This window comes from Pedobacter sp. AJM (genome assembly GCF_002197755.1).
In the GTDB taxonomy this organism is placed as follows: domain Bacteria; phylum Bacteroidota; class Bacteroidia; order Sphingobacteriales; family Sphingobacteriaceae; genus Pedobacter.
Genome location: NZ_NHOT01000003.1, coordinates 803,140 through 824,212 on the forward strand (window position 1 = coordinate 803,140; position 21,073 = coordinate 824,212).

At 40.6% G+C, this 21,073-nt stretch carries 11 protein-coding genes, 2 tRNA genes and 3 rRNA genes; 2 read left to right on the forward strand and 14 right to left on the reverse strand.

Annotated elements, in window-relative coordinates; translation table 11 throughout:
- Positions 1-54 precede the first annotated feature (54 nt).
- The 6 genes from CBW18_RS09215 to CBW18_RS09245 form a co-directional block, all read right to left on the reverse strand.
- Complete coding sequence (locus CBW18_RS09215; protein WP_088300995.1) at positions 55-1,035, reverse strand: acyl-ACP desaturase; 981 nt, start codon at positions 1,033-1,035, stop codon at positions 55-57.
- A 903-nt stretch (positions 1,036-1,938) separates the two neighbouring features.
- Positions 1,939-2,050: ribosomal RNA gene (gene rrf, locus CBW18_RS09225) — 5S ribosomal RNA — on the reverse strand.
- 139 nt (positions 2,051-2,189) lie between these two features.
- A 23S ribosomal RNA gene (locus CBW18_RS09230) occupies positions 2,190-5,066 on the reverse strand.
- Between the two features lie 408 nt (positions 5,067-5,474).
- A tRNA-Ala gene (locus CBW18_RS09235) sits at positions 5,475-5,548 on the reverse strand.
- 81 nt (positions 5,549-5,629) lie between these two features.
- A tRNA-Ile gene (locus CBW18_RS09240) sits at positions 5,630-5,707 on the reverse strand.
- Between the two features lie 272 nt (positions 5,708-5,979).
- A 16S ribosomal RNA gene (locus CBW18_RS09245) occupies positions 5,980-7,499 on the reverse strand.
- Together the 16S, 23S and 5S rRNA genes with 2 tRNA genes alongside form the textbook arrangement of a ribosomal RNA operon.
- A gap of 924 nt (positions 7,500-8,423) precedes the next feature.
- Between CBW18_RS09245 and CBW18_RS09250 the strand changes: the two genes are divergently transcribed.
- Complete coding sequence (locus CBW18_RS09250; RefSeq protein WP_088300997.1) at positions 8,424-9,122, forward strand: ComF family protein; 699 nt, start codon at positions 8,424-8,426, stop codon at positions 9,120-9,122.
- A 345-nt stretch (positions 9,123-9,467) separates the two neighbouring features.
- Here CBW18_RS09250 and glyA read toward each other — a convergent pair whose 3' ends face one another.
- Both glyA and CBW18_RS09260 read right to left on the reverse strand, forming a co-directional pair.
- Positions 9,468-10,739, reverse strand: coding sequence for a serine hydroxymethyltransferase (gene glyA, locus CBW18_RS09255; protein ID WP_088300998.1), 1,272 nt, complete (start codon positions 10,737-10,739; stop codon positions 9,468-9,470).
- Between the two features lie 322 nt (positions 10,740-11,061).
- Positions 11,062-11,796, reverse strand: coding sequence for a ScpA family protein (locus CBW18_RS09260; RefSeq protein ID WP_088300999.1), 735 nt, complete (start codon positions 11,794-11,796; stop codon positions 11,062-11,064).
- A gap of 162 nt (positions 11,797-11,958) precedes the next feature.
- On the opposite strand from CBW18_RS09260, the gene dxs reads away from it, so the two are divergent.
- On the forward strand, positions 11,959-13,887 hold the full coding sequence (gene dxs, locus CBW18_RS09265) for a 1-deoxy-D-xylulose-5-phosphate synthase (protein WP_088301000.1): 1,929 nt from the start codon (positions 11,959-11,961) through the stop codon (positions 13,885-13,887).
- A gap of 86 nt (positions 13,888-13,973) precedes the next feature.
- Here the strand turns inward: dxs and CBW18_RS09270 are convergent, their stop codons facing one another.
- The 6 genes from CBW18_RS09270 to CBW18_RS09295 form a co-directional block, all read right to left on the reverse strand.
- Positions 13,974-15,365 (reverse strand): undecaprenyl-phosphate glucose phosphotransferase, encoded by a 1,392-nt coding sequence (locus CBW18_RS09270; RefSeq protein ID WP_088301001.1) that lies wholly within the window; start codon positions 15,363-15,365, stop codon positions 13,974-13,976.
- A 248-nt stretch (positions 15,366-15,613) separates the two neighbouring features.
- A complete protein-coding gene (locus tag CBW18_RS09275; protein WP_371566595.1) occupies positions 15,614-16,708 on the reverse strand; it encodes a mannose-1-phosphate guanylyltransferase in 1,095 nt (364 codons plus the stop codon).
- 10 nt (positions 16,709-16,718) lie between these two features.
- A complete protein-coding gene (locus CBW18_RS09280) occupies positions 16,719-17,810 on the reverse strand; it encodes a DUF1972 domain-containing protein (protein ID WP_088301003.1) in 1,092 nt (363 codons plus the stop codon).
- 19 nt (positions 17,811-17,829) lie between these two features.
- Entirely contained in the window at positions 17,830-18,789 is a 960-nt protein-coding gene (locus tag CBW18_RS09285) for a GDP-mannose 4,6-dehydratase (RefSeq protein ID WP_088301004.1), read from the reverse strand.
- Between the two features lie 73 nt (positions 18,790-18,862).
- On the reverse strand, positions 18,863-19,963 hold the full coding sequence (locus CBW18_RS09290; protein ID WP_088301005.1) for a glycosyltransferase family 1 protein: 1,101 nt from the start codon (positions 19,961-19,963) through the stop codon (positions 18,863-18,865).
- A 19-nt stretch (positions 19,964-19,982) separates the two neighbouring features.
- On the reverse strand, positions 19,983-21,068 hold the full coding sequence (locus tag CBW18_RS09295; protein WP_088301006.1) for a glycosyltransferase family 1 protein: 1,086 nt from the start codon (positions 21,066-21,068) through the stop codon (positions 19,983-19,985).
- Positions 21,069-21,073 lie beyond the last annotated feature (5 nt).

A 21,073-nucleotide genomic window follows, 5' to 3' on the forward strand; every position in this document is an offset into this window, starting at 1 on the left:
AAAGTCCCGTTATGATTTTTTCAAAACGGGACTTTCAATAATATTTCAGGGCTTTTAACCAGCAATCCAGCTAAATTTATAATCAATGGTGGGTGTCTTCATCCGTTCTGCCACACGCAATAAACGGGAAGGCAGTGCCATAATATAATCACGGGCTTTTTCACCGGCATCATTTAAATCCTGCATACCGTCAATTTTCCAGTCTTCAATTAACTGTTGCATAATTTCTACGTAATCAACCGCTGTATAAACACCTAAGCGTTGTGCTGCATCGGTAAAGTGACCAAATGTCTGACCAATTTTCAAACCCACTTCACGTAAAAAGTGTGCAGGCATTACAATTTTTTTACGCATCATATCCTCAAAAGCAAGCATGGCCTCATTAGGATCCACTTCGAAAATACGATTCATGAAATCCTTATAAGCTTTAGCATGTCTCGCTTCATCAGAAGCAATAACCCCACACATTTTAGACAATAGGGTATCGCCATCTCTTTTGGCTAGGGAAGCTACCCTTCTGTGCGAAATATTGGTAGCCAACTCCTGAAAGGAAGTGTAAATAAAGTTACGGTACGGATCATGTCCGGTTCCGATGTCAAAACCATCAGCAATTAAATATTGTGTAGAGATTTCCATCTGGCGCATATCTACACGACCTGATAAATATAAATACTTATTTAACAAATCACCATGACGGTTTTCTTCAGCTGTCCAGTGTCTGTTCCATTTCATCCAGCCACCATCTTCTTTCATGCTTGGTCCCTGCACCATGGCCAGCCATGATTCGTAGGTAGGTAAGGCTTCTTCAGTAATGGTATCGCCTATTAAAACAGCTACCAGGTCATATGATAAATCTTTTGCATTTTCTCTCAAGATTCTAATATCCTGATAAAAAGTATCACTTGTAGAATCAGGTAGAAAATCAGATGGTTGCCAATTGGTATCAATAGGCTTAAGGTATGTATCCATCATGTCGAGCATATACTTCTCAATATGCACCATTACTTCCCTTCTTTTTTCTGCAAAAAAACTCATTACTCGTTTATATAAATTTTGTTAAAAACAAAGGTAACCAAATATTACGGCAAACCTTATTTTATTAACACATTTGCATAGAATCAGTTTTAAATATGATCTTTATTACTAATCTCATAATGAGGGAAATTGATACCTGATCATCTACCATCGATTAAACTATATGTTGAAAAACCAGGCCGTTTGATAATAAAGTAAATCCACTGAATACTTAGAACAATTTGTAAACGAAAGTCAGCAACTATTGGCTATTTTAGTTCTGCTGTACACTGCAATCTTTTTGTTGAGATATTTCTAAAAATAGAACGTTATCGTTAACAAAAAGGATTTTCGTTACCATCAGGTTTATTAAAGACAGGCCTGTTGCCTTTTTTTGAAAGCCTGCGCCTGTTGAGGTGTTTAAATCCACTCTTTTCAGATCCTGAATCCCATTCAGAAGAATCACACAAGGGTTTGGAAGAACATTGATTGAGAATAACTTTTAAACCTGCTTTTCTTTAGACTCCAAATGCGACTACACAACGTTTCATCACCTTAAATCTGCGAAATATCCGAAATCTGCGGGAACCATTATAGATGGGTGCTAATCTCATTGTTCTTCTATCGTTATGGATTAGTACCCTTAAAAAGATCCCGAATTTCAATGACACAACGTTTCATCACCCTAAATCTGCGAAATCCCTGAAATCTGCGGGAACCATTATAGATGGATTCTAATCTCGTTGTTTTTCTATCGTTATGGATTAGTAGCCATAAAAAGATCCAGAATCATGTCTCAGCCATATTCAAACAACAATTCAGCCTTTGCTCTTTGCTCCTTGCTCTTTAAACTTTATAAACCAGGAAACCCCTGCAGTTGTTACTGCAAGGGTTCTGATTAAATGCCTGCTTAAGGCTTTTAAGATTTGGCACCGACCTACTCTCCCACGTGTTACCGCAGTACCATCGGCTCTGGTGGGCTTAACTTCTCTGTTCGGAATGGGAAGAGGTGGACACCACCGATATAGGCACCTAAATGTTTTTAAATAAGTGGCAGGTTTTAAGTATGAAGGTATAAGTATCTCTACTTACAACATACAACTTATCACTTACAACTTAAATGACATATTATTGAAAGAAGTTAAGTTTTGAAGAACAAACAACAGTTCTGTTTGCTTTGAAAGCTTCGGATGATTAGTACTACTCGACTGTGCTGTCACCAGCTTTACATCTGTAGCCTATCAACGTAGTAGTCTGCTACGGTCCTATATGGAATTCTCATCTCGTGGCTAGTTTCGCACTTAGATGCTTTCAGCGCTTATCTATTCCCAGCGTAGCTACTCTGCAATGCCCCTGGCGGAACAACAGATTCACTAGAGGCTAGTCCAACCCGGTCCTCTCGTACTAAGGTCAGCCCCACTCAAAATTCCTACGCCCACAACAGATAGGGACCGAACTGTCTCGCGACGTTCTGAACCCAGCTCGCGTGCCACTTTAATCGGCGAACAGCCGAACCCTTGGGACCTTCTCCAGCCCCAGGATGTGACGAGCCGACATCGAGGTGCCAAACCTCCCCGTCGATATGAGCTCTTGGGGGAGATCAGCCTGTTATCCCCAGCGTACCTTTTATCCTTTGAGCGATGGCCCTTCCATGCAGAACCACCGGATCACTATATCCGTCTTTCGACCCTGATCGACCTGTATGTCTCACAGTCAAGCAAGCTTATGCTATTGCACTCCGCGTACGGTTACCAAGCGTACTGAGCTTACCTTTGAAAGCCTCCGTTACCTTTTTGGAGGCGACCACCCCAGTCAAACTACCCATCAAACAATGTCTCCCGCTTGGCGGGATTAGACACCGAATACAGAAAGGGTGGTATTTCAACGTTGGCTCCACGACGCCTAGCGACGCCGCTTCAAAGCCTCCCACCTATCCTACACATCCTGTATCCAATGTCAATGTTAAATTGTAGTGAAGGTGCATGGGGTCTTTCCGTCCCGTTGCGGGTACCCGGCGTCTTCACCGGGACCACAATTTCACCGAGCTCATGGCTGAGACAGCGCCCAGATCGTTACACCATTCGTGCAGGTCGGAACTTACCCGACAAGGAATTTCGCTACCTTAGGACCGTTATAGTTACGGCCGCCGTTTACTGGGGCTTCGATTCAATGCTTCTCCTTACAGATGACATCCCCTCTTAACCTTCCAGCACCGGGCAGGTGTCAGGCCTTATACTTCATCTTTCGATTTTGCAAAGCCATGTGTTTTTGTTAAACAGTCGCCTGGGCCTTTTCACTGCGGCTTACATTGCTGCAAGCGCCCCTTCTCCCGAAGTTACAGGGCCATTTTGCCGAGTTCCTTAGCCATGATTCACTCGAGCACCTTAGAATCCTCTTCCCGGATACCTGTGTCGGTTTGCGGTACGGGTTTTTATAACCTGAAGCTTAGCGGTTTTTCTTGGAAGTCTGATTACCTGCACTATCCACTCAGCCGAAGCCTTGCGGTACTATCAGCGTTCAGCTAGATCGGCGGATTTGCCTACCGTTCTAATACCTACAGCCTTTAACGATCTATTCCGTCAGATCGCGGCAGTGTCACTACTCCGTCCCCACATCGCAGTTATAAAAAGTACGGGAATATTAACCCGTTGTCCATCGAATTTCCCCTTCGGGTTCTCCTTAGGTCCCGACTAACCCTGATCCGATTAGCGTTGATCAGGAAACCTTATCCTTTCGGTGGCGGTGTTTCTCGCACCGCTTATCGTTACTTATGCCTACATTTGCTTTTCTATAAGCTCCAGCACCCATTACCAGATACCTTCGCTGCCGATAGAATGCTCCCCTACCGATATATTTCAATCCCATAGCTTCGGTGTACAATTTAATGCCCGTTTATTATCCATGCCCGATCGCTCGACTAGTGAGCTGTTACGCACTCTTTAAATGAATGGCTGCTTCCAAGCCAACATCCTAGCTGTCTGTGCAATCGGACCTCGTTAGTTCAACTTAACTGTAACTTGGGGACCTTAGCTGATGGTCTGGGTTCTTTCCCTCTCGGCGCGTGACCTTAGCACCCCGCGCCTCACTGCAGATCATATTTAATAGCATTCGGAGTTTGTCTGGATTTGGTAGGATTTGACTCCCCCGCACCCAATCAGTAGCTCTACCTCTATTAAACTTTATATCCACGCTGTTCCTAAAAACATTTCGGGGAGTACGAGCTATTTCCCAGTTTGATTAGCCTTTCACCCCTACCCACAGATCATCCGGAAACTTTTCAACGTTTATCGGTTCGGTCCTCCAGTACGTGTTACCGCACCTTCAACCTGTCCATGGGTAGATCACAAGGTTTCGCGTCTACCTCCTCTGACTATACGCCCTATTCAGACTCGCTTTCGCTTCGGATCCGTGCCTGAAGCACTTAACCTTGCCAGAGAAGAGTAACTCGTAGGCTCATTATGCAAAAGGCACGCCGTCACGCCACCTGGACGCTCCGACCGCTTGTAAGTACACGGTTTCAGGTTCTATTTCACTCCCCTGTTCGGGGTTCTTTTCACCTTTCCCTCACGGTACTGGTTCACTATCGGTCTCTCAGGAGTATTTAGCCTTACCGGATGGTGCCGGCAGATTCCCACAAGGCGTCTCCGACCTCGCGGTACTCAGGATACTACTAGACTGGTATTCTATACGTGTACTGGGCTATCACCATGTATCGCCGGGCTTCCCATCCCGTTCCACTTCTGTTTACCAATGCCACATCGTAGTCCTACAACCCCCACTTTGCCGTAACAAAGTAGGTTTGGGCTCTTTCCCTTTCGCTCGCCACTACTCAGGAAATCATTGTTATTTTCTCTTCCTCTGCTTACTTAGATGTTTCAGTTCGGCAGGTTTGCTCATTATATGTGACTGGTCTTCAACCAGCCGGGTTGCCCCATTCGGAAATCTTCGGATCTATTCCTATTTGCAAATACCCGAAGCTTATCGCAGCTTATCACGTCCTTCATCGCCTCTGAGAGCCAAGGCATCCCCCGTGTACTCTTTATTACTTTCTTCTACTTATACGCCTTTTGCGCCGTATAGTATGCTTTTTTGCTCTTGTTATGATGTCTCATACCTAATTTCTGCTTGCGCTTCGTTAAGCGAGCACAAACACAACAGTCGCCTATTGTTGTTTGCTCTTCTTTTTTAACTTCTTCCAATATGTCAAAGAACTTTACTGAGGCTGATGGACGAAGGTATAAAGGTATAGGGTGTCATGTGCCCCAACCTAAGCCTCGTTTCAGCTTCGTTAGTTAAAAACTGCGGTCTCGAACCGTTTCATACTTTTTCTCGTATGTGCCCCATGGCGTTTTCTTCTTGTCTTAATCTTTATGTCAATGTAGATTACCGATCCCGGTAATAAGGTATTCCTGTTTTTTAAAAGCTTTCTGCTTTGGTCTTTAAGCTTTACAGCTCTAAAGTGGAGAATAACGGAGTCGAACCGTTGACCTCCTGCGTGCAAGGCAGGCGCTCTAGCCAGCTGAGCTAATCCCCCAGATTTATAGTCTTGAGTTTGGAGTCATTGGTTTGGAGTATTCATAACTCCCAACTCTATCCTCTTTACTCCCAACTTTAATGGTAGTCCCGTCCAGATTTGAACTGGAGACCCCTACATTATCAGTGTAGTGCTCTAACCAGGCTGAGCTACGGGACTTCTTGATTTAAGGTCAGCTTCCGTATGCAGTATATAGTATCTTACCGCTACTGCTTATCCTTTGGCTTTCCCCATCTTGTCTTCCGTTGTGCTTACCGCTATAGCAGCCCACCGTTTTCCTCTGGGTGTTTCTTTTTTTCTCTTGTTTTTTTTAAAGTATCAGTATCAAGCAGCAAGGCCTTTAGCCTTTCAGCTTTAGTCTTTTTGCTTTAATCATATACCTTAATGTGAAATATCATGTTGCGAAAGCTGAGTAGGTGATGCTACTCCAGAAAGGAGGTATTCCAGCCGCACCTTCCGGTACGGCTACCTTGTTACGACTTAGCCCCAGTTATCGGTTTTACCCTAGGACGCTCCTTACGGTTACATACTTTAGGTACCCCCAACTTCCATGGCTTGACGGGCGGTGTGTACAAGGCCCGGGAACGTATTCACCGCGTCATTGCTGATACGCGATTACTAGCGAATCCAACTTCATGGGGTCGAGTTGCAGACCCCAATCCGAACTGTGAATGGCTTTGTGAGATTCGCATACTGTTGCCAGCTAGCTGCCCTCTGTACCATCCATTGTAGCACGTGTGTAGCCCCGGACGTAAGGGCCATGATGACTTGACGTCGTCCCCTCCTTCCTCTCTGTTTGCACAGGCAGTCTGTTTAGAGTCCCCACCTTAACGTGCTGGCAACTAAACATAGGGGTTGCGCTCGTTGCGGGACTTAACCCAACACCTCACGGCACGAGCTGACGACAGCCATGCAGCACCTAGTTTCGTGTGATTGCTCACTCATTTATCTCTAAATGATTCACTAACTTTCAAGCCCGGGTAAGGTTCCTCGCGTATCATCGAATTAAACCACATGCTCCTCCGCTTGTGCGGGCCCCCGTCAATTCCTTTGAGTTTCACTCTTGCGAGCGTACTCCCCAGGTGGAACACTTAACGCTTTCGCTTAGCCGCTGACTGTGTATCGCCAACAGCGAGTGTTCATCGTTTAGGGCGTGGACTACCAGGGTATCTAATCCTGTTTGATCCCCACGCTTTCGTGCCTCAGCGTCAATTAAACCATAGTAAGCTGCCTTCGCAATCGGTGTTCTGAGACATATCTATGCATTTCACCGCTACTTGTCTCATTCCGCCTACCTCTAGTTCATTCAAGCCCATCAGTATCAAAGGCACTGCGATAGTTGAGCTACCGTCTTTCACCCCTGACTTAACAGGCCGCCTACGCACCCTTTAAACCCAATAAATCCGGATAACGCTTGGATCCTCCGTATTACCGCGGCTGCTGGCACGGAGTTAGCCGATCCTTATTCTTCCGGTACATTCAGCTAAATACACGTATTTAGGTTTATTCCCGGATAAAAGCAGTTTACAACCCATAGGGCAGTCTTCCTGCACGCGGCATGGCTGGTTCAGAGTTGCCTCCATTGACCAATATTCCTTACTGCTGCCTCCCGTAGGAGTCTGGTCCGTGTCTCAGTACCAGTGTGGGGGGTCATCCTCTCAGATCCCCTAGTCATCGTCGCCTTGGTGGGCCGTTACCCCGCCAACTAGCTAATGACACGCATGCCCATCTCTATCCCATTAATGTTTGATCATTGAATAATGCCATTCTGTGATTTTATGCGGTATTAATCCGGATTTCTCCGGGCTATCCCCCAGATAAAGGTAGGTTGCATACGCGTTACGCACCCGTGCGCCGGTCTCAAGGAAGCAAGCTCCCTCTACCCCTCGACTTGCATGTATTAGGCCTGCCGCTAGCGTTCATCCTGAGCCAGGATCAAACTCTCCATTGTAAAATGTTGTTGATTCTGACCAGTTTTAACTATTGTTAAAAATAGTCTTCTTTTGTTTTGTCTGTTAGACATCACCTTTAAAATAAAGCTACTTAATCATGTACTTCGACCAGTACTTCATTAAACCCGCTTTCGCTACATTGACATCTCTTTTAAGAACTTATCAGGCTAATCCCTCACGGTCGCCCTTTTTATATATCTCCAGACTTCAGTTCGCTTAAGTCGTATTCGTCTTAGCTTGTTTTTCGTCTGTTTCAATCTCGTTTGATAATCATCATGACATCCGCCACCTGATTCTTTTTTCCCTTCCCTTTCGGTTGGGAGTGCAAAGGTAGAAATCTTTTCTGAACTTCCAAATAAAATAATTTTATTTTTTCATCCTTCTTTTCTTTCCAACCCTTCAATCTGCCAGTCCTTAAAACCAGCTCCCCGTTCCTTCCGAACCGGGCTGCAAAGGTAATGATCTTTTCTACTTCCGCAAATTTTATTTGAAATAATTTCTGCTCCTTTTATCCCCCCTACTCATCATCAACACGCTTTTCAACCCTAGCCCTTTCCTCCGAAGCGGGATGCAAAGGTAGCAAAAAATCATACCCCCGCAAACCCATACCAACCCTTTCATTCCCCTAAAAACATAACCCGCTGTAAATCATCCATAAAAAATTAAAATAAATAAAACATTTTTAAATCAGCAGTGTTTGCAAGGGCGGTTTTCAGGAAGAAAGACCAGATCAAGTTATATTAAACCATAGAGGCATAGAGAACATAGAGACGGTAATGGTGATTATTAAAGGAAAAATAAGACTGATATCCTATTAATAAGAGCAAAATATAATAAAGGATACTGTAATCAATAATGGCTCATCATTAAATAACACAGCCCCCCCCATACAACTTATCGCTATAAATTTATAAATTAGGGATATGCAAATGATCTCACACTGGGGAAGAGACTTAATCAGCCTGCTGTTCCCAAATCTTTGTAATGCCTGCGGCACAAGTTTGTTTCATAATGAGCAACTGATTTGCACCAAATGCCTGTATGACCTTCCCTTTACCGATTATCATGTATACCAGGAAAACAGGGTAATGAAACAATTGTGGGGGAGAGTGCCCATACACGCAGCCATGGCTTTGCTATATTTCAGAAAAGGCGCAAAAGTACAACGGCTGATTCATCACTTAAAGTACAATAAAAAAACTGATGTCGGTATATTACTGGGCAATATGATCGGAGAAAGACTTAATTTAAGTTCGTCTTATGCAGATATTGACTATATCGTTCCTGTTCCGCTGCATCAGCGTAAATTAAGATCCAGAGGCTATAACCAGAGCCATTTCATTGCAGCAGGGATCGCACAAGCCATGAACATTCCGCTGAATGAACAGATTTTAGTCCGCGTTGTTTCTACAGAAAGTCAGACCAGGAAAAACCGCTTCAGCAGGTATGAAAATATGAAAGCTGTTTTTAAAGTCGCCGAGCAGGAACCCATAAGGGGTAAACATATCTTACTGGTAGACGATGTGATCACGACCGGGGCTACTTTAGAATCCTGTGCAAATGCTTTAATTCATAAGGGCGCACTAAAGATCAGTATTGCGGCGATAGCTTTTGCTGAATAATTTAATTATCAATATATATGAGTGATTAAAGGTAAGCACATCTTAATCAGAGAATTAGATAAACCATTAATACCTGATTAAAGGGATATAAATAGGTTAAATCATAAAAAGATAAACTTTTTTAATTTTTTTAAAACCATTTAGCCTGTAATTGCGTTTATATATTTGAGAGCGTTAATTTAGATGGTAAGGGTCGATACTTCTTTTAGGATATCGGCCCTTTACTTTTTCGCTAATTTTCAGAAGACCATTGCCAAGCATAATCAGGTTATCCAAATCCTTTAAATAAAAAGCGCTTTACAAGTGAATGCAAAGCGCTTTTTATTTAAAATCTTTATTCTTATCCTATTTATATAGCGGGAATGCACTCACCAATTTAATCACTTCTTCCTTTACCGCATTTAAATTAGACGCATCTTCCGGGTTAGTTAAAACCTGATCGATTAAATCTACTATTTTTTCCATTTCAGCTTCTTTTAACCCACGGGTAGTGATCGCAGCTGTACCTACGCGAATACCTGAAGTGACAAACGGAGATTTATCATCGAAGGGAACCATGTTTTTATTAACCGTGATTTCCGCTTTTTCTAAAGCGTTTTCCGCAACTTTACCTGTGATATTTTTATTTCTGAGATCGATTAACATCAGGTGGTTATCGGTACCTCCAGAAATAATTCCATAACCTTTAGCCACAAAAGCTTTGGCCATGGCCTGCGCATTGGCTGCTACCTGTTTAATATAAGCCCCGTACTCATCAGTCAAAGCCTCACCAAATGCAATGGCCTTTGCTGCGATGATGTGCTCTAAAGGCCCACCTTGTGTACCTGGGAAAACGGCCATGTCCAGCAAATTGCTCATCATGCGGGTTTCGCCCTTTGGTGTTTTTAATCCCCATGGGTTTTCGAAATCCTTACCCATCATAATCATTCCACCACGGGGGCCACGTAATGTTTTGTGGGTAGTTGTGGTTACAATATGACAATGCGGCAATGGGTTTGCCAATAAACCTTTAGCAATTAAGCCAGCAGGATGAGAAATATCTGCCAACACCAGGGCCCCAATTTGATCAGCAACCGAACGGATGAAAGCATAATCCCATTCACGAGAATAAGCAGAAGCGCCACAAATAATCAATTTCGGCTTTTCAGCTAAGGCCACTTCCTCTAATTTTTTATAATCGATTAACCCGGTCTCTTTTTCTACACCATAAAATAATGGCTGATAAAGTTTACCGGAGAAATTCACAGGCGAACCATGGGTTAAATGTCCTCCATGAGACAGATCGAAACCTAAAATTTTATCACCTGCCTGCAATACAGCCAGCATTACTGCTGCATTGGCCTGTGCACCTGAGTGTGGCTGAACGTTAACCCACGCTGCACCAAACAATTCTTTTGCCCTATCAATCGCAATTTGCTCCACTACATCAACCACCTGGCAACCGCCATAATAGCGTTTCCCCGGCAGGCCTTCCGCATATTTATTGGTGAGTACTGAACCAGCAGCTTCCATTACCTGCTTGCTCACAAAGTTTTCTGATGCAATAAGTTCTAAACCATGTTCCTGGCGGTTTAATTCCTTATCAATAAGTTCAAAGATTTTGGTGTCGCGTGTCATCCTGTATAGGTTTCTGTTTTTTTGGCAAAAGTAAGAAATTAATCCTTAACGCAGAGATGAATATGAGATAATTAGGGGATAAATGTTTAACCGAAAAAAACAGTAAAATCAACAGCATATCCATGCAGCATGCCCGCACGTAGTACTAATGCCGGTAGACATAAAAAGTTAACCACCGAGAAAATAGAGGCAGGTACCAGGAAAAACAGGGTTTTGATTAAAATCTTGTCATCATCAGTAAAGCAAAGCATAACGATCCTTAAAAACACATGCCAGATTGTGTCTTGCTATTTGATTTCTAAATCCTATTGCCTCTTTCCTTTTACCTGATGCTAAAATTATTAAAACCACTTCCTATCGTAATCTCAACGAGTTGTTGCTGCAGCATTTCCAGAATAGCCAGGAAATTATAAACAAAATGAACTTTATTTTCTGAATGCTTTAACACCAGGGCAAAATCGATTTGCTCATTGATGTTTAATAAATTGGCCATAAAATGTTTCTGCTGTTCAATGGTATAGGGATACTGTACCACTGTATGTTTAACCTCTTCACTACGCAGCTCATATTTTTGCATCTGCCGCTGATATACCGTAAGCAATTTATACAGATCAAGTGATAACAATTCATCCTGATGGGCAGCATTTTCTGCCGCAAGTTGCAGGTCATACTCAATATTTCCCCTGCGTTCCTGTTTCATCCGTGCATCTTCCAAAAGCTTCATTTCTTCCGCAGCAGATTTAAATTGCTTATAGGCAATCAATCGTGCAATCAGATCTTCTTCAGGATTCATTTCCGCTCCCGATTCATTCAAATCCATCCTGGGCAACAACATCCTGGATTTAATGCGCATCAGGGTGGCTGCCACCAGAATAAACTCACTGGCCACTTCTACATTTACGGCAAGCAGCTGATGGATATAAGCCAGAAAGTCGTTGGTGATCTTTGCAATCTCAACATCCTGGATGTTCAATTCATCACGTTCGATAAAGAATAATAACAGATCGAAGGGTCCTTCGAATACCGGAAGTTTTATTTCAAAAATCTCAGATTGCATTTGTAAAAACAAACATAATGATTTTTATATGAAAGCTTTAGCCCTGTATTTCATGTTTCTGAAAATAAGCTGATCTGGCTTTCAGTGCATTGATTGATTTTTTACATGAATATTAGAACAAAAATACCTTACTTTGTATCTTGTTTCTACTAAAAAAATTGAATGCAAGTTAAAGCTGGCCCCCTATTATCTAAAATTAACTATCCTGCTGATTTAAAGCAGTATGGTGAGTCTGACTTAGAACAAATCAGCCAGGAATTACGTCAGTATATTATTGACGTGGTAAGTGTAAATGGCGGGCACTTTGGTTCCAGCTTAGGTGTTGTTGAATTAACAGTAGCCCTGCACTATGCCTTAAATACCCCTTATGACAAGCTGGTATGGGATGTTGGACACCAGGCTTACGGACATAAAATCCTGACCGGCCGCCGGGAGTTGTTTCATACCAACAGAATTTACAAAGGCATTAGCGGCTTCCCGAAAATTACCGAAAGTGAATATGATACTTTTGGTGTTGGCCACTCTTCTACCTCTATTTCTGCCGCTTTAGGCATGGCTGTGGCCTCACAGTTAAAAGGGGAAACCGACCGGCAGCATGTTGCGGTGATTGGTGATGGTGCCATGACGGCCGGCTTGGCCTTTGAAGGTTTAAACCATGCCGGAATTGAAAACAGCAATGTACTGGTGATTTTAAACGACAACTGTATGTCTATCGATCCCAACGTTGGCGCATTGAAAGAGTATTTAACCAGCATCACCATTTCTAAATCTTATAACCGTTTTCGCGACGACATTTCAAATGTGCTCGCCGGCCTATCCAAGCTTGGTCCCAATGCACATAAATACGTAAAGAAAATTGAAAAAAGCATCAAAGGAACATTGCTGAAACAAAGCAATCTGTTTGAAGCTTTAAACTTCCGGTACTTTGGTCCGGTTGACGGGCATGATGTTACGCGTTTAGCACAAACCATCAAAGATTTATCGGCCATTCCGGGCCCTAAATTATTGCATTGCATTACCGTAAAAGGTAAGGGCTTTGCCCTTGCTGAAAAAGACCAGACCATCTGGCATGCACCAGGCCTGTTTGATAAAATTACCGGCGAAATTAAAAAAAGCGTACCAGATAAACCACAGCCTCCAAAATACCAGGATGTATTTGGCCATACCATGGTTGAACTGGCCGGGGCGAATGATAAAATTGTGGGCATTACACCAGCTATGCCATCCGGCTCTTCCTTAAACATCATGATGAAGGCCATGCCCAAAAGGGCTTTTGATGTGGGCATTGCCGAACAGCATGCGGTCACTTTCTCTGCAGGTTTAGCTACCCAGGGATTGATTCCTTTCTGTAATATCTATTCCAGCTTTATGCAAAGGGCCTATGACCAGGTGATTCATGATGTGGCCATTCAGAAACTGAATGTGGTATTTTGCCTGGACCGGGCGGGCTTAGCCGGGGCAGATGGTGCCACGCATCATGGTGCTTATGATATCGCTTATATGCGTTGCATCCCCAACCTGGTGATTTCATCCCCGATGAATGAAGAAGAATTGCGCAACCTGATGTTTACTGCCCAGCAGGAAAACATGGGGCCATTTGTAATCCGTTATCCGCGTGGCAATGGCGTCATGCCCGATTGGAAACGCCCGTTCAAAGCTTTGGAAATTGGTAAAGGCCGTAAAATATGTGATGGTGAAGAAGTAGCTTTACTAACCATCGGGCATGTAGGTAATTTTGCCGTTGAAGCACGTTCAGAATTAAACAGCGAAGGCATTTATCCTGCGCATTACGATTTACGCTTTGTAAAACCCCTGGATGCTCAAATGCTGCACGAGGTTTTCTCTAAATACAAATACATCATCACCGTGGAAGACGGTTCATTACCGGGTGGAGCAGGTGCGGCCATTTTAGAATTTATGGCAGACCATCAATATACCGCTACTGTCATTCGACTGGGCATCCCGGATCAGTTTATTGACCATGGCGAACAACCTGAATTATGGGCAGAATGTGGTTACGATAAAGAAGCCATTATTCAGGCCGTAAGAAAGGTTGCTGTAAAAAGAACCACGAATACGATGGCGGGATAAAAGACAAATTCCGGTGATATGAATAATATAAAAAAGCTCGGGTTGTTACAACACCGAGCTTTTTTAAATTTTGACATCTTTATAGATTAAAAAGCGTTTTCTTCTCCCTTCACCATGTTAATCACGGTCATGAAAATGATCCTGACATCCAGTGCAGCCGTCCAGTGTTCCAGGTACCAGATATCGTGCTCTACCCTTTTAACCATTTTATAATCCTCTTTGGTTTCGCCTCGGTAACCATTGACCTGCGCCCATCCTGTGATCCCTGGCTTTAGAAAATGGCGCACCATAAACTGGTCTACAATACCTTTGTACTGCTCCGTATGGCTTAACATATGCGGGCGTGGACCAACCACACTCATATGCCCCATAAATACGTTAAAAAACTGTGGCAACTCATCCAGGCTTGATTTCCTTAAGAACTTACCAATGGGCGTGATGCGGTCATCATTTTTACTGGCCTGTTTTTTATCGCTGTCTGCATTCATGCGCATGCTCCGGAATTTAAAGCAATAAAAAGGTTCATCATCCCGGCCACTTCTCAGTTGCTTAAACAATACCGGTCCTTTACTTTGTAATTTAATCAACAGTGCAATAATAGGATATAACCAGCTCAATACAAACAAAATTACCAGCCCGCTGAAAACCACATCAATCAGTCGCTTTTTGAAACGGTTGTGAATTTTTTCTAAAGGTTCTGAGCGAAGCGAAATCACTGGGAATTCATTTCCCAGATAACTTACCGTATAAGGCGACAATAAAGCCCCGCTGATATCCGGAATAAACTTTAAGCGCACACACTGGCGTTCTGCTTCCTGGGTCAGGATCAGCATATCGCTCATCCGCTCTGGTGCTATCGTGACATAAATATCTTTGATCCCCTTTTCAATCGCCAGCTCAAACTGCTTGCCTACCGCATCACTTAACCGGCCATCCCGTTCCAGGTAATGCTCCGGTACATCCGGAATAAAACCATGAAATTCAATGTATTTCTGTTTTTCAAAATAAGAAGCCAGTTGTTCCCCTGTGGCATTGTTTCCCATAATGGCTACTGACTTTACCCCCCTGAGGTGATTAAATAACAGGAACTGAAAAGAAGTACCGATAAAACGATTAACCAGGAACAAAATACCTAAGGCACCATAGAATACCACGAGAAATGACCTGGAAAAATCATTCTGTTTAGAAAAAAATAAATAAACGGAGAACAGGATTGCGTGCAGGAACACGCTTCTCCAGGTCCCCCTGTAAATGCGTTCAATACGCCTGGAACCATATTCGGTATACAAACCAAAAGAAGTGGTGGAAACAATCCAAAGCAAGCTGCATACCACTACGTAATGCCACTGCAATTCAGAATCAACAACTTTGCCTAAATAACTGGTGAACTGATAAGAGAAGAAGTAAACGGCCAGTACCATCAGAAGGTCGGTGACTGGTAAGATGTATTTCAGGATGTAAAGGTAACGTGTTTGCATAAAAATTTGTGCGTTAACAATGAAGTGCTACAAATGTTTTTACCCATAGCAAAAATAATGCCCTAATATAAATTCAATGTTAAGTTTTAACTTAAAACCCGTTCACGAATATTTTTAGTTCACAGCAAAGTTACAATTTTTTACCTGGAATCACATGTAAAGTAGGATTGACCGATCATTTAGTCGAGCTATCTGCCTGCTATGTAGAAAAAGAGCCTATCTTTATGATAAGCTCTCCTGTAAAAAGATTATGAATATTGCTCGCCAAACCTGGAAACCATTTCTTTAGAGACCCCTTTGATTTCCTGTTCTGCCGATTTGGGATAGATCAGCAATACCTGTTCATCATCCACCACAATAAAATTGTCAAGCCCCCTGATCACTGCAGCTTTCCCCTTAGGTAAGTTGATCATGCAGTCATGTGTATCATGCAAATGAAGGTGTTCCGAATTACAAACATTGTGGTGTTCGTCTTGTTGGGCAATGGCATGCAAAGACGCCCAGGTGCCTAAATCAGACCAGCCAATATCTGCCGGAATAGTATAAATGTTATCGGCTTTTTCCAAAATGGCATAGTCAATGGATATATCCGGACTGCCCGGGTATTGATCCAGGATAAACTGCTCCTCCGCCGGCGTATTGTAAAAGGCATTTCCCGATTTAAATAAGGCATCAATCTCTACGGCATATTTTTCAAATGCTTTCTGCAGGTTGGCCGCTTTCCAGATAAAGATCCCTGCATTCCATAGGTAATTCCCACTGTTCACATATTCCTGTGCTTTTTCCAATACGGGTTTTTCCTTAAAAGCAGCCACTTTTTTTATCTCCTTTTCTATTCCTTCATCCTCCAAATACTCAATATACCCATATCCCGTATCCGGCCTGGTCGGACTAATTCCCAGCGTTAACAAGGCATCATTGTCGGCCGTAAAATCCAATGCCAGGTTAATCTTCTCGATAAAGACGTCCTCCTTCAAAATTAAATGATCAGAAGGGGCCACTACAATATTGGCATCCGGATTCTTTTGTAAAATTTTATAGGTGGCATAAGCAATACAGGGTGCCGTATTGTTGCGGCTGGGTTCTAATAAAATGTTATCAGTTAATATCGCTGGCAATTGCGCCTTCACCAAATCTGCGTAACCTGCATTCGTTAAGATCAGGATATTCTCATTTGGGCAAACCTTTAAAAAGCGCTTATAAGTCAGTTGCAGCAGAGACTCTCCGGTCCCCAGGATATCAATAAACTGTTTTGGGAAGTGATTACGGCTTTTTGGCCAGAAACGGGAGCCAACGCCGCCCGCCATGATTAAAACGAAACTATTTGGATTGCTTATGTTCACTTTAATGTATTTAAATTAATATTTGTTTAAAATGCTGTTCATATTGATCAACAATTAGATTCCAAGAAAAAGTTTGAGTAATTTTATTATTATTAGCTTCTAGGATATTTTTATATACTGCTTTATCAATTGTTTTTAACAGTTGGCAAACCTCTTTCGCATTATCAAAATAAAATGCATTATCCTCAAGGATGGATTCGTTAAATATATTTTTATTCGCCGCAATCAGTGCTTGTGAAGCCATTGCCTCTAATAGAGATGGATTAGTTCCTCCTACAGTATGGCCGTGAAAATACAGTCTTGAAAAATGTCTTAGATTATTTAAGATATTTATATCATAAACCCCACCAATAAAAATTATATTATTTTGGGCTTTAAATTTCTCTTTTAAATACTCCCCAAACTTAGTTTTATGCTTTCCTATAACTAAGAATTTTTCATTATGCTCAGCTTCAACAACCCCATCCAAAATCATCTCAATACTATTTTCTGGTTCTAATCTTGCAATAAGCATACTGAATTGCTGTTCTTCCAAACCATAATCTTCTAAAAAAGATTTATCTGGATCGGTAAAGAGATCTGCTCCATAAGGAATGTAACGTGAATCCTTTTGGTAAGTATTTTTTAAGTAATCTTGGATACCAATGGAATCTGAAATTAAATGATCACTACATTTAACACCTAGCTTCTCAGCGTATTTTAAAAACCGCTTTACTTTTGGTGAAAACTTCGTACGCTTCCATTCCAAACCATCAACATTAGTTGTAACAACTGTTTTTTTTCTAGGAAGCAACCAACCCCAAATCGAACTACTTGTATAGCCTAATTGCAAAATAATGTCAAAACCTCTTTTTCTACTATCCAAAATACAATTAAAATCATAAATAAATTGCCCGGCAGTACCTATTTTATCTTCAGGATCATAACAATGAATGATCTTTACGCCGTTCCACAAAGATTCCTGATAGGGATGGTCGTTTGAATTATAAACAATTACTTCATGGCCACGTTCGACCAAACCCAGAGATAAATATTCAGCAAATTGTTCAAAACCTCCATAATGATTTGGCACACCCCTTGTCCCTATTATTCCTATTTTCATCTTCTATTATATTGCTCTTTTAAATCATATTCACGCTTTCCTCTTCGATCAACATATCCAATACTTGATAAAAAGACTTATTATATTCCCAACCTAAAATAGACTTAGCCTTTTGATTACTTCCAAATATATCTTCAATATCGGTTGGCCTAAACAATGAAGAATCTTCAATAATTTTATTTTGGCTAAGATTTAAATAATCGAATATGTAACTAACAATATCACGAAGATATATCGATGTTCCAGAGCAAATTAAATAATCGTCCGGTTTGCTATGCTGCAATGATAACCACATTGCTTCAACATAATCTGGGGCGTAACCAAAATCTCTTTTAACATCGATATTCCCAACTTTAAGTTCATTCGCTAAACCTCGCTTAATTTCAATCCCTGTACGTATAACCTTTTTTATAAAAAAGTTTGGACTGCGCAGATAAGACTCATGATTGAATAAAATACCATTAACACAGAAAACCTTGTAAGACTCACGATAATTAATTCCTATCCAATAAGCAGACGCCTTAGATATGGCATATGGACTAAGTGGATGCAATGGGGTAGTTTCCTCTATCGGCAAGTTTAGCACCCGCCCAAACATTTCACTACTAGATGCTTGATAAACTTTTGTATCAAGCTTTAACAACCTGACTGTTTCTAAAATATTTAGCAAAGATTGGGTATTGTAGTTGATTGTTCCAATGGGTTGTTCAAAAGAAACGCCCACTGAACTTTGTGCAGCTAAGTTGTAAAACTCATCAGGCTTATATTTAAGTAAAATCTTAATTATGCTGGAAAAATCAGATAAATCACTCTCCTCAATTATTACATTCTCACTGATTCCTAAATACTTTAAATTTTTTATATTTAGTGAACTGTAACTACGAGACAATCCAATTACCCTATAATTTTTACTGGTTAAAAGCTTAGCTAAATAAGAACCATCTTGTCCGGTTATGCCAGATATAATTGCAACTTTCATTCTTTATTTTTAATGCCTTGAGCAATAAGTTAATTGAAAAACCAATCGATTACTTATTTGCAATATTATGATTTTATTTCTGGGATAAGTTCTTTTGCAAAACAGTGAAATATTCATTAGCAATGTTTTTCCAATCATATCTTCTTTGGGCTTCGTTTTTTATTTGATCAAAGGGATATTCATTATCGTTTAAAGCCAATAAGAGATTATTCTTAAAAGACTGCTTATCATTTGGATTAAAATGATATTTAAAAAAATCAAAATCACCCATCGCCGTTAAGTTAGAACACAAAACCTTACAGTTGTTAACAGCTGCTTCTATAGGAGGAATGCCAAAACCCTCAGCAAAAGATGGGAATACAAAACATTCAGCCTGCCTCAAGAAAAGGGATAATTCGTCATAGGGAATGTTTTCAAGAAATTTCACTTTATCAGTTAGCTCGTCTGGTACCTGATCTACTACCTTCTGATATTCATCCAATTCTATTTTTTCCTTTTTCGCACCGATGAAAACCAACTGGTAGCCATTTGCAGCCAAATTAAGTTCTTTATAAACATCAAGAAGACCACGTTGATTTTTTCTTGGCTCAAATCGGCTTATGTAAAGAATATATTTACTTAGGCCATATTTTGCTTTAATGTCCAAATTGGCTTTAGCAGGTTCCTGAATTACTCCTATAGGCATCATATAAACCTTTTTTTTATCAATATTAAATTTTTTAACGATAGATCTTTTCGAGTAATTTGATATAGTAAGTACAACCTTAGACCTAATTGCCGAGTAATTAAAAAGTATTCTTCTTAAGAATCGATATTTCCAGGGAAAATACTCTTTCTGTTCCAAAAATATTAAATCGTGTATAGAGGTTATATAAATACATTCTTGAAAAAATGGTATGATATATTGGAAATGGGCAAAATCATAACCACCCAGTTTTATAAGCTTAGGCCATTCAAAAAACAATCTTTTAAAGCGGGAATTGTTTTCTAATTGTAAATACCTAAATCTCTTATCTGGGAAATTAGCCTTAAGGTTTTCAAGATTTTGTGCAGCGAGAGTGATCTCAACTTGATCATTTTCAACCAGTCCATTATATAATCCTTTTATAAATGTAGCAGATCCTTGGAAAGAATAATCAAAAGTATGGGCGTCTACTAATATCTTAATTTTCATTTTTTATTACCAGAGTTATTTAGTTACTAAAATTACCTTTATTAACTGCGTGTGTTACAATTCGCTTAAGCAACGAGCTAAAATCAAAATCTAACGAATATCGTTGAAATGCTGCATCTGCCTTAAGTTGTATTTCGGGCTGGTCAATATTTAGATTAATATATTCAATCATTTTTGCCAAATTATATTCATCATTTGCTTTGTAAAAGAAAGCAACACTCTCATCAACATAGTCTTTAACTGCAGGAATATCGGTTATCAAAATAACTTTTTTACGATACATTGATTCCAATAAAGCCATGTGGCCAGCAGAAATAAAAGTATCTGCTAAAGGTATAATTACAAAAATAGATTTGTCTAAAAAACTGCCAAATGTATCTATTCTTATATTATACAAGGGAATAATATTTTTAGCTTCTGAAAATCCATCAATTGCCTGAGGCCTAGTCGCAATCTTACATTTTAGTTGTGGGTTACTATTCGACAATATATTAAATGCTTTAAATAAAGTGGCAAAGTCGCGATTGCTAACGCCACCACTTGAAATATATCGTTCGCTATCGGTATATTCATTTTCTTCAAAAATGTCAAAATCTCTACCATATCTTATAAAAACAAATTTACCTGCTAAGGCTGGGAAAAACTCTGAATAAAGAAGAACCTCGTTATTAGAATATACAATAATATTTTTAACTTTCTTGTAGCAAAAATTAACAAATGATTTCCTCAGGTTTAGATATAGCTTATTAGATTTATCTTCAAATAAGAAGCCTGCAACACTAATATCTTCTTTACGTAACACTAACCTAGTTATACCGCAATAAAATATTGCTACAATAGGGTTTATAAAAATTTTTATATTATACTTTTTTTTGAAAACAATTAGTCTTAAAGCTTCTTTCAATGAAATCGACCAGTAAGCAAGATGCGATAAGAAGTTGCCAATAATTGGTAAACCATGAAAAAATTTCACTATGGAATTTTCATAGTATGTATAATAAAATTCAGGATTACAATCTTGCGATATTATTTGCTTTAACTTATCTTCCTTCACAAGATATTTCAAAGAATCTAGTATAATAATAACTCTAGGCTTAATTGACATTTTTT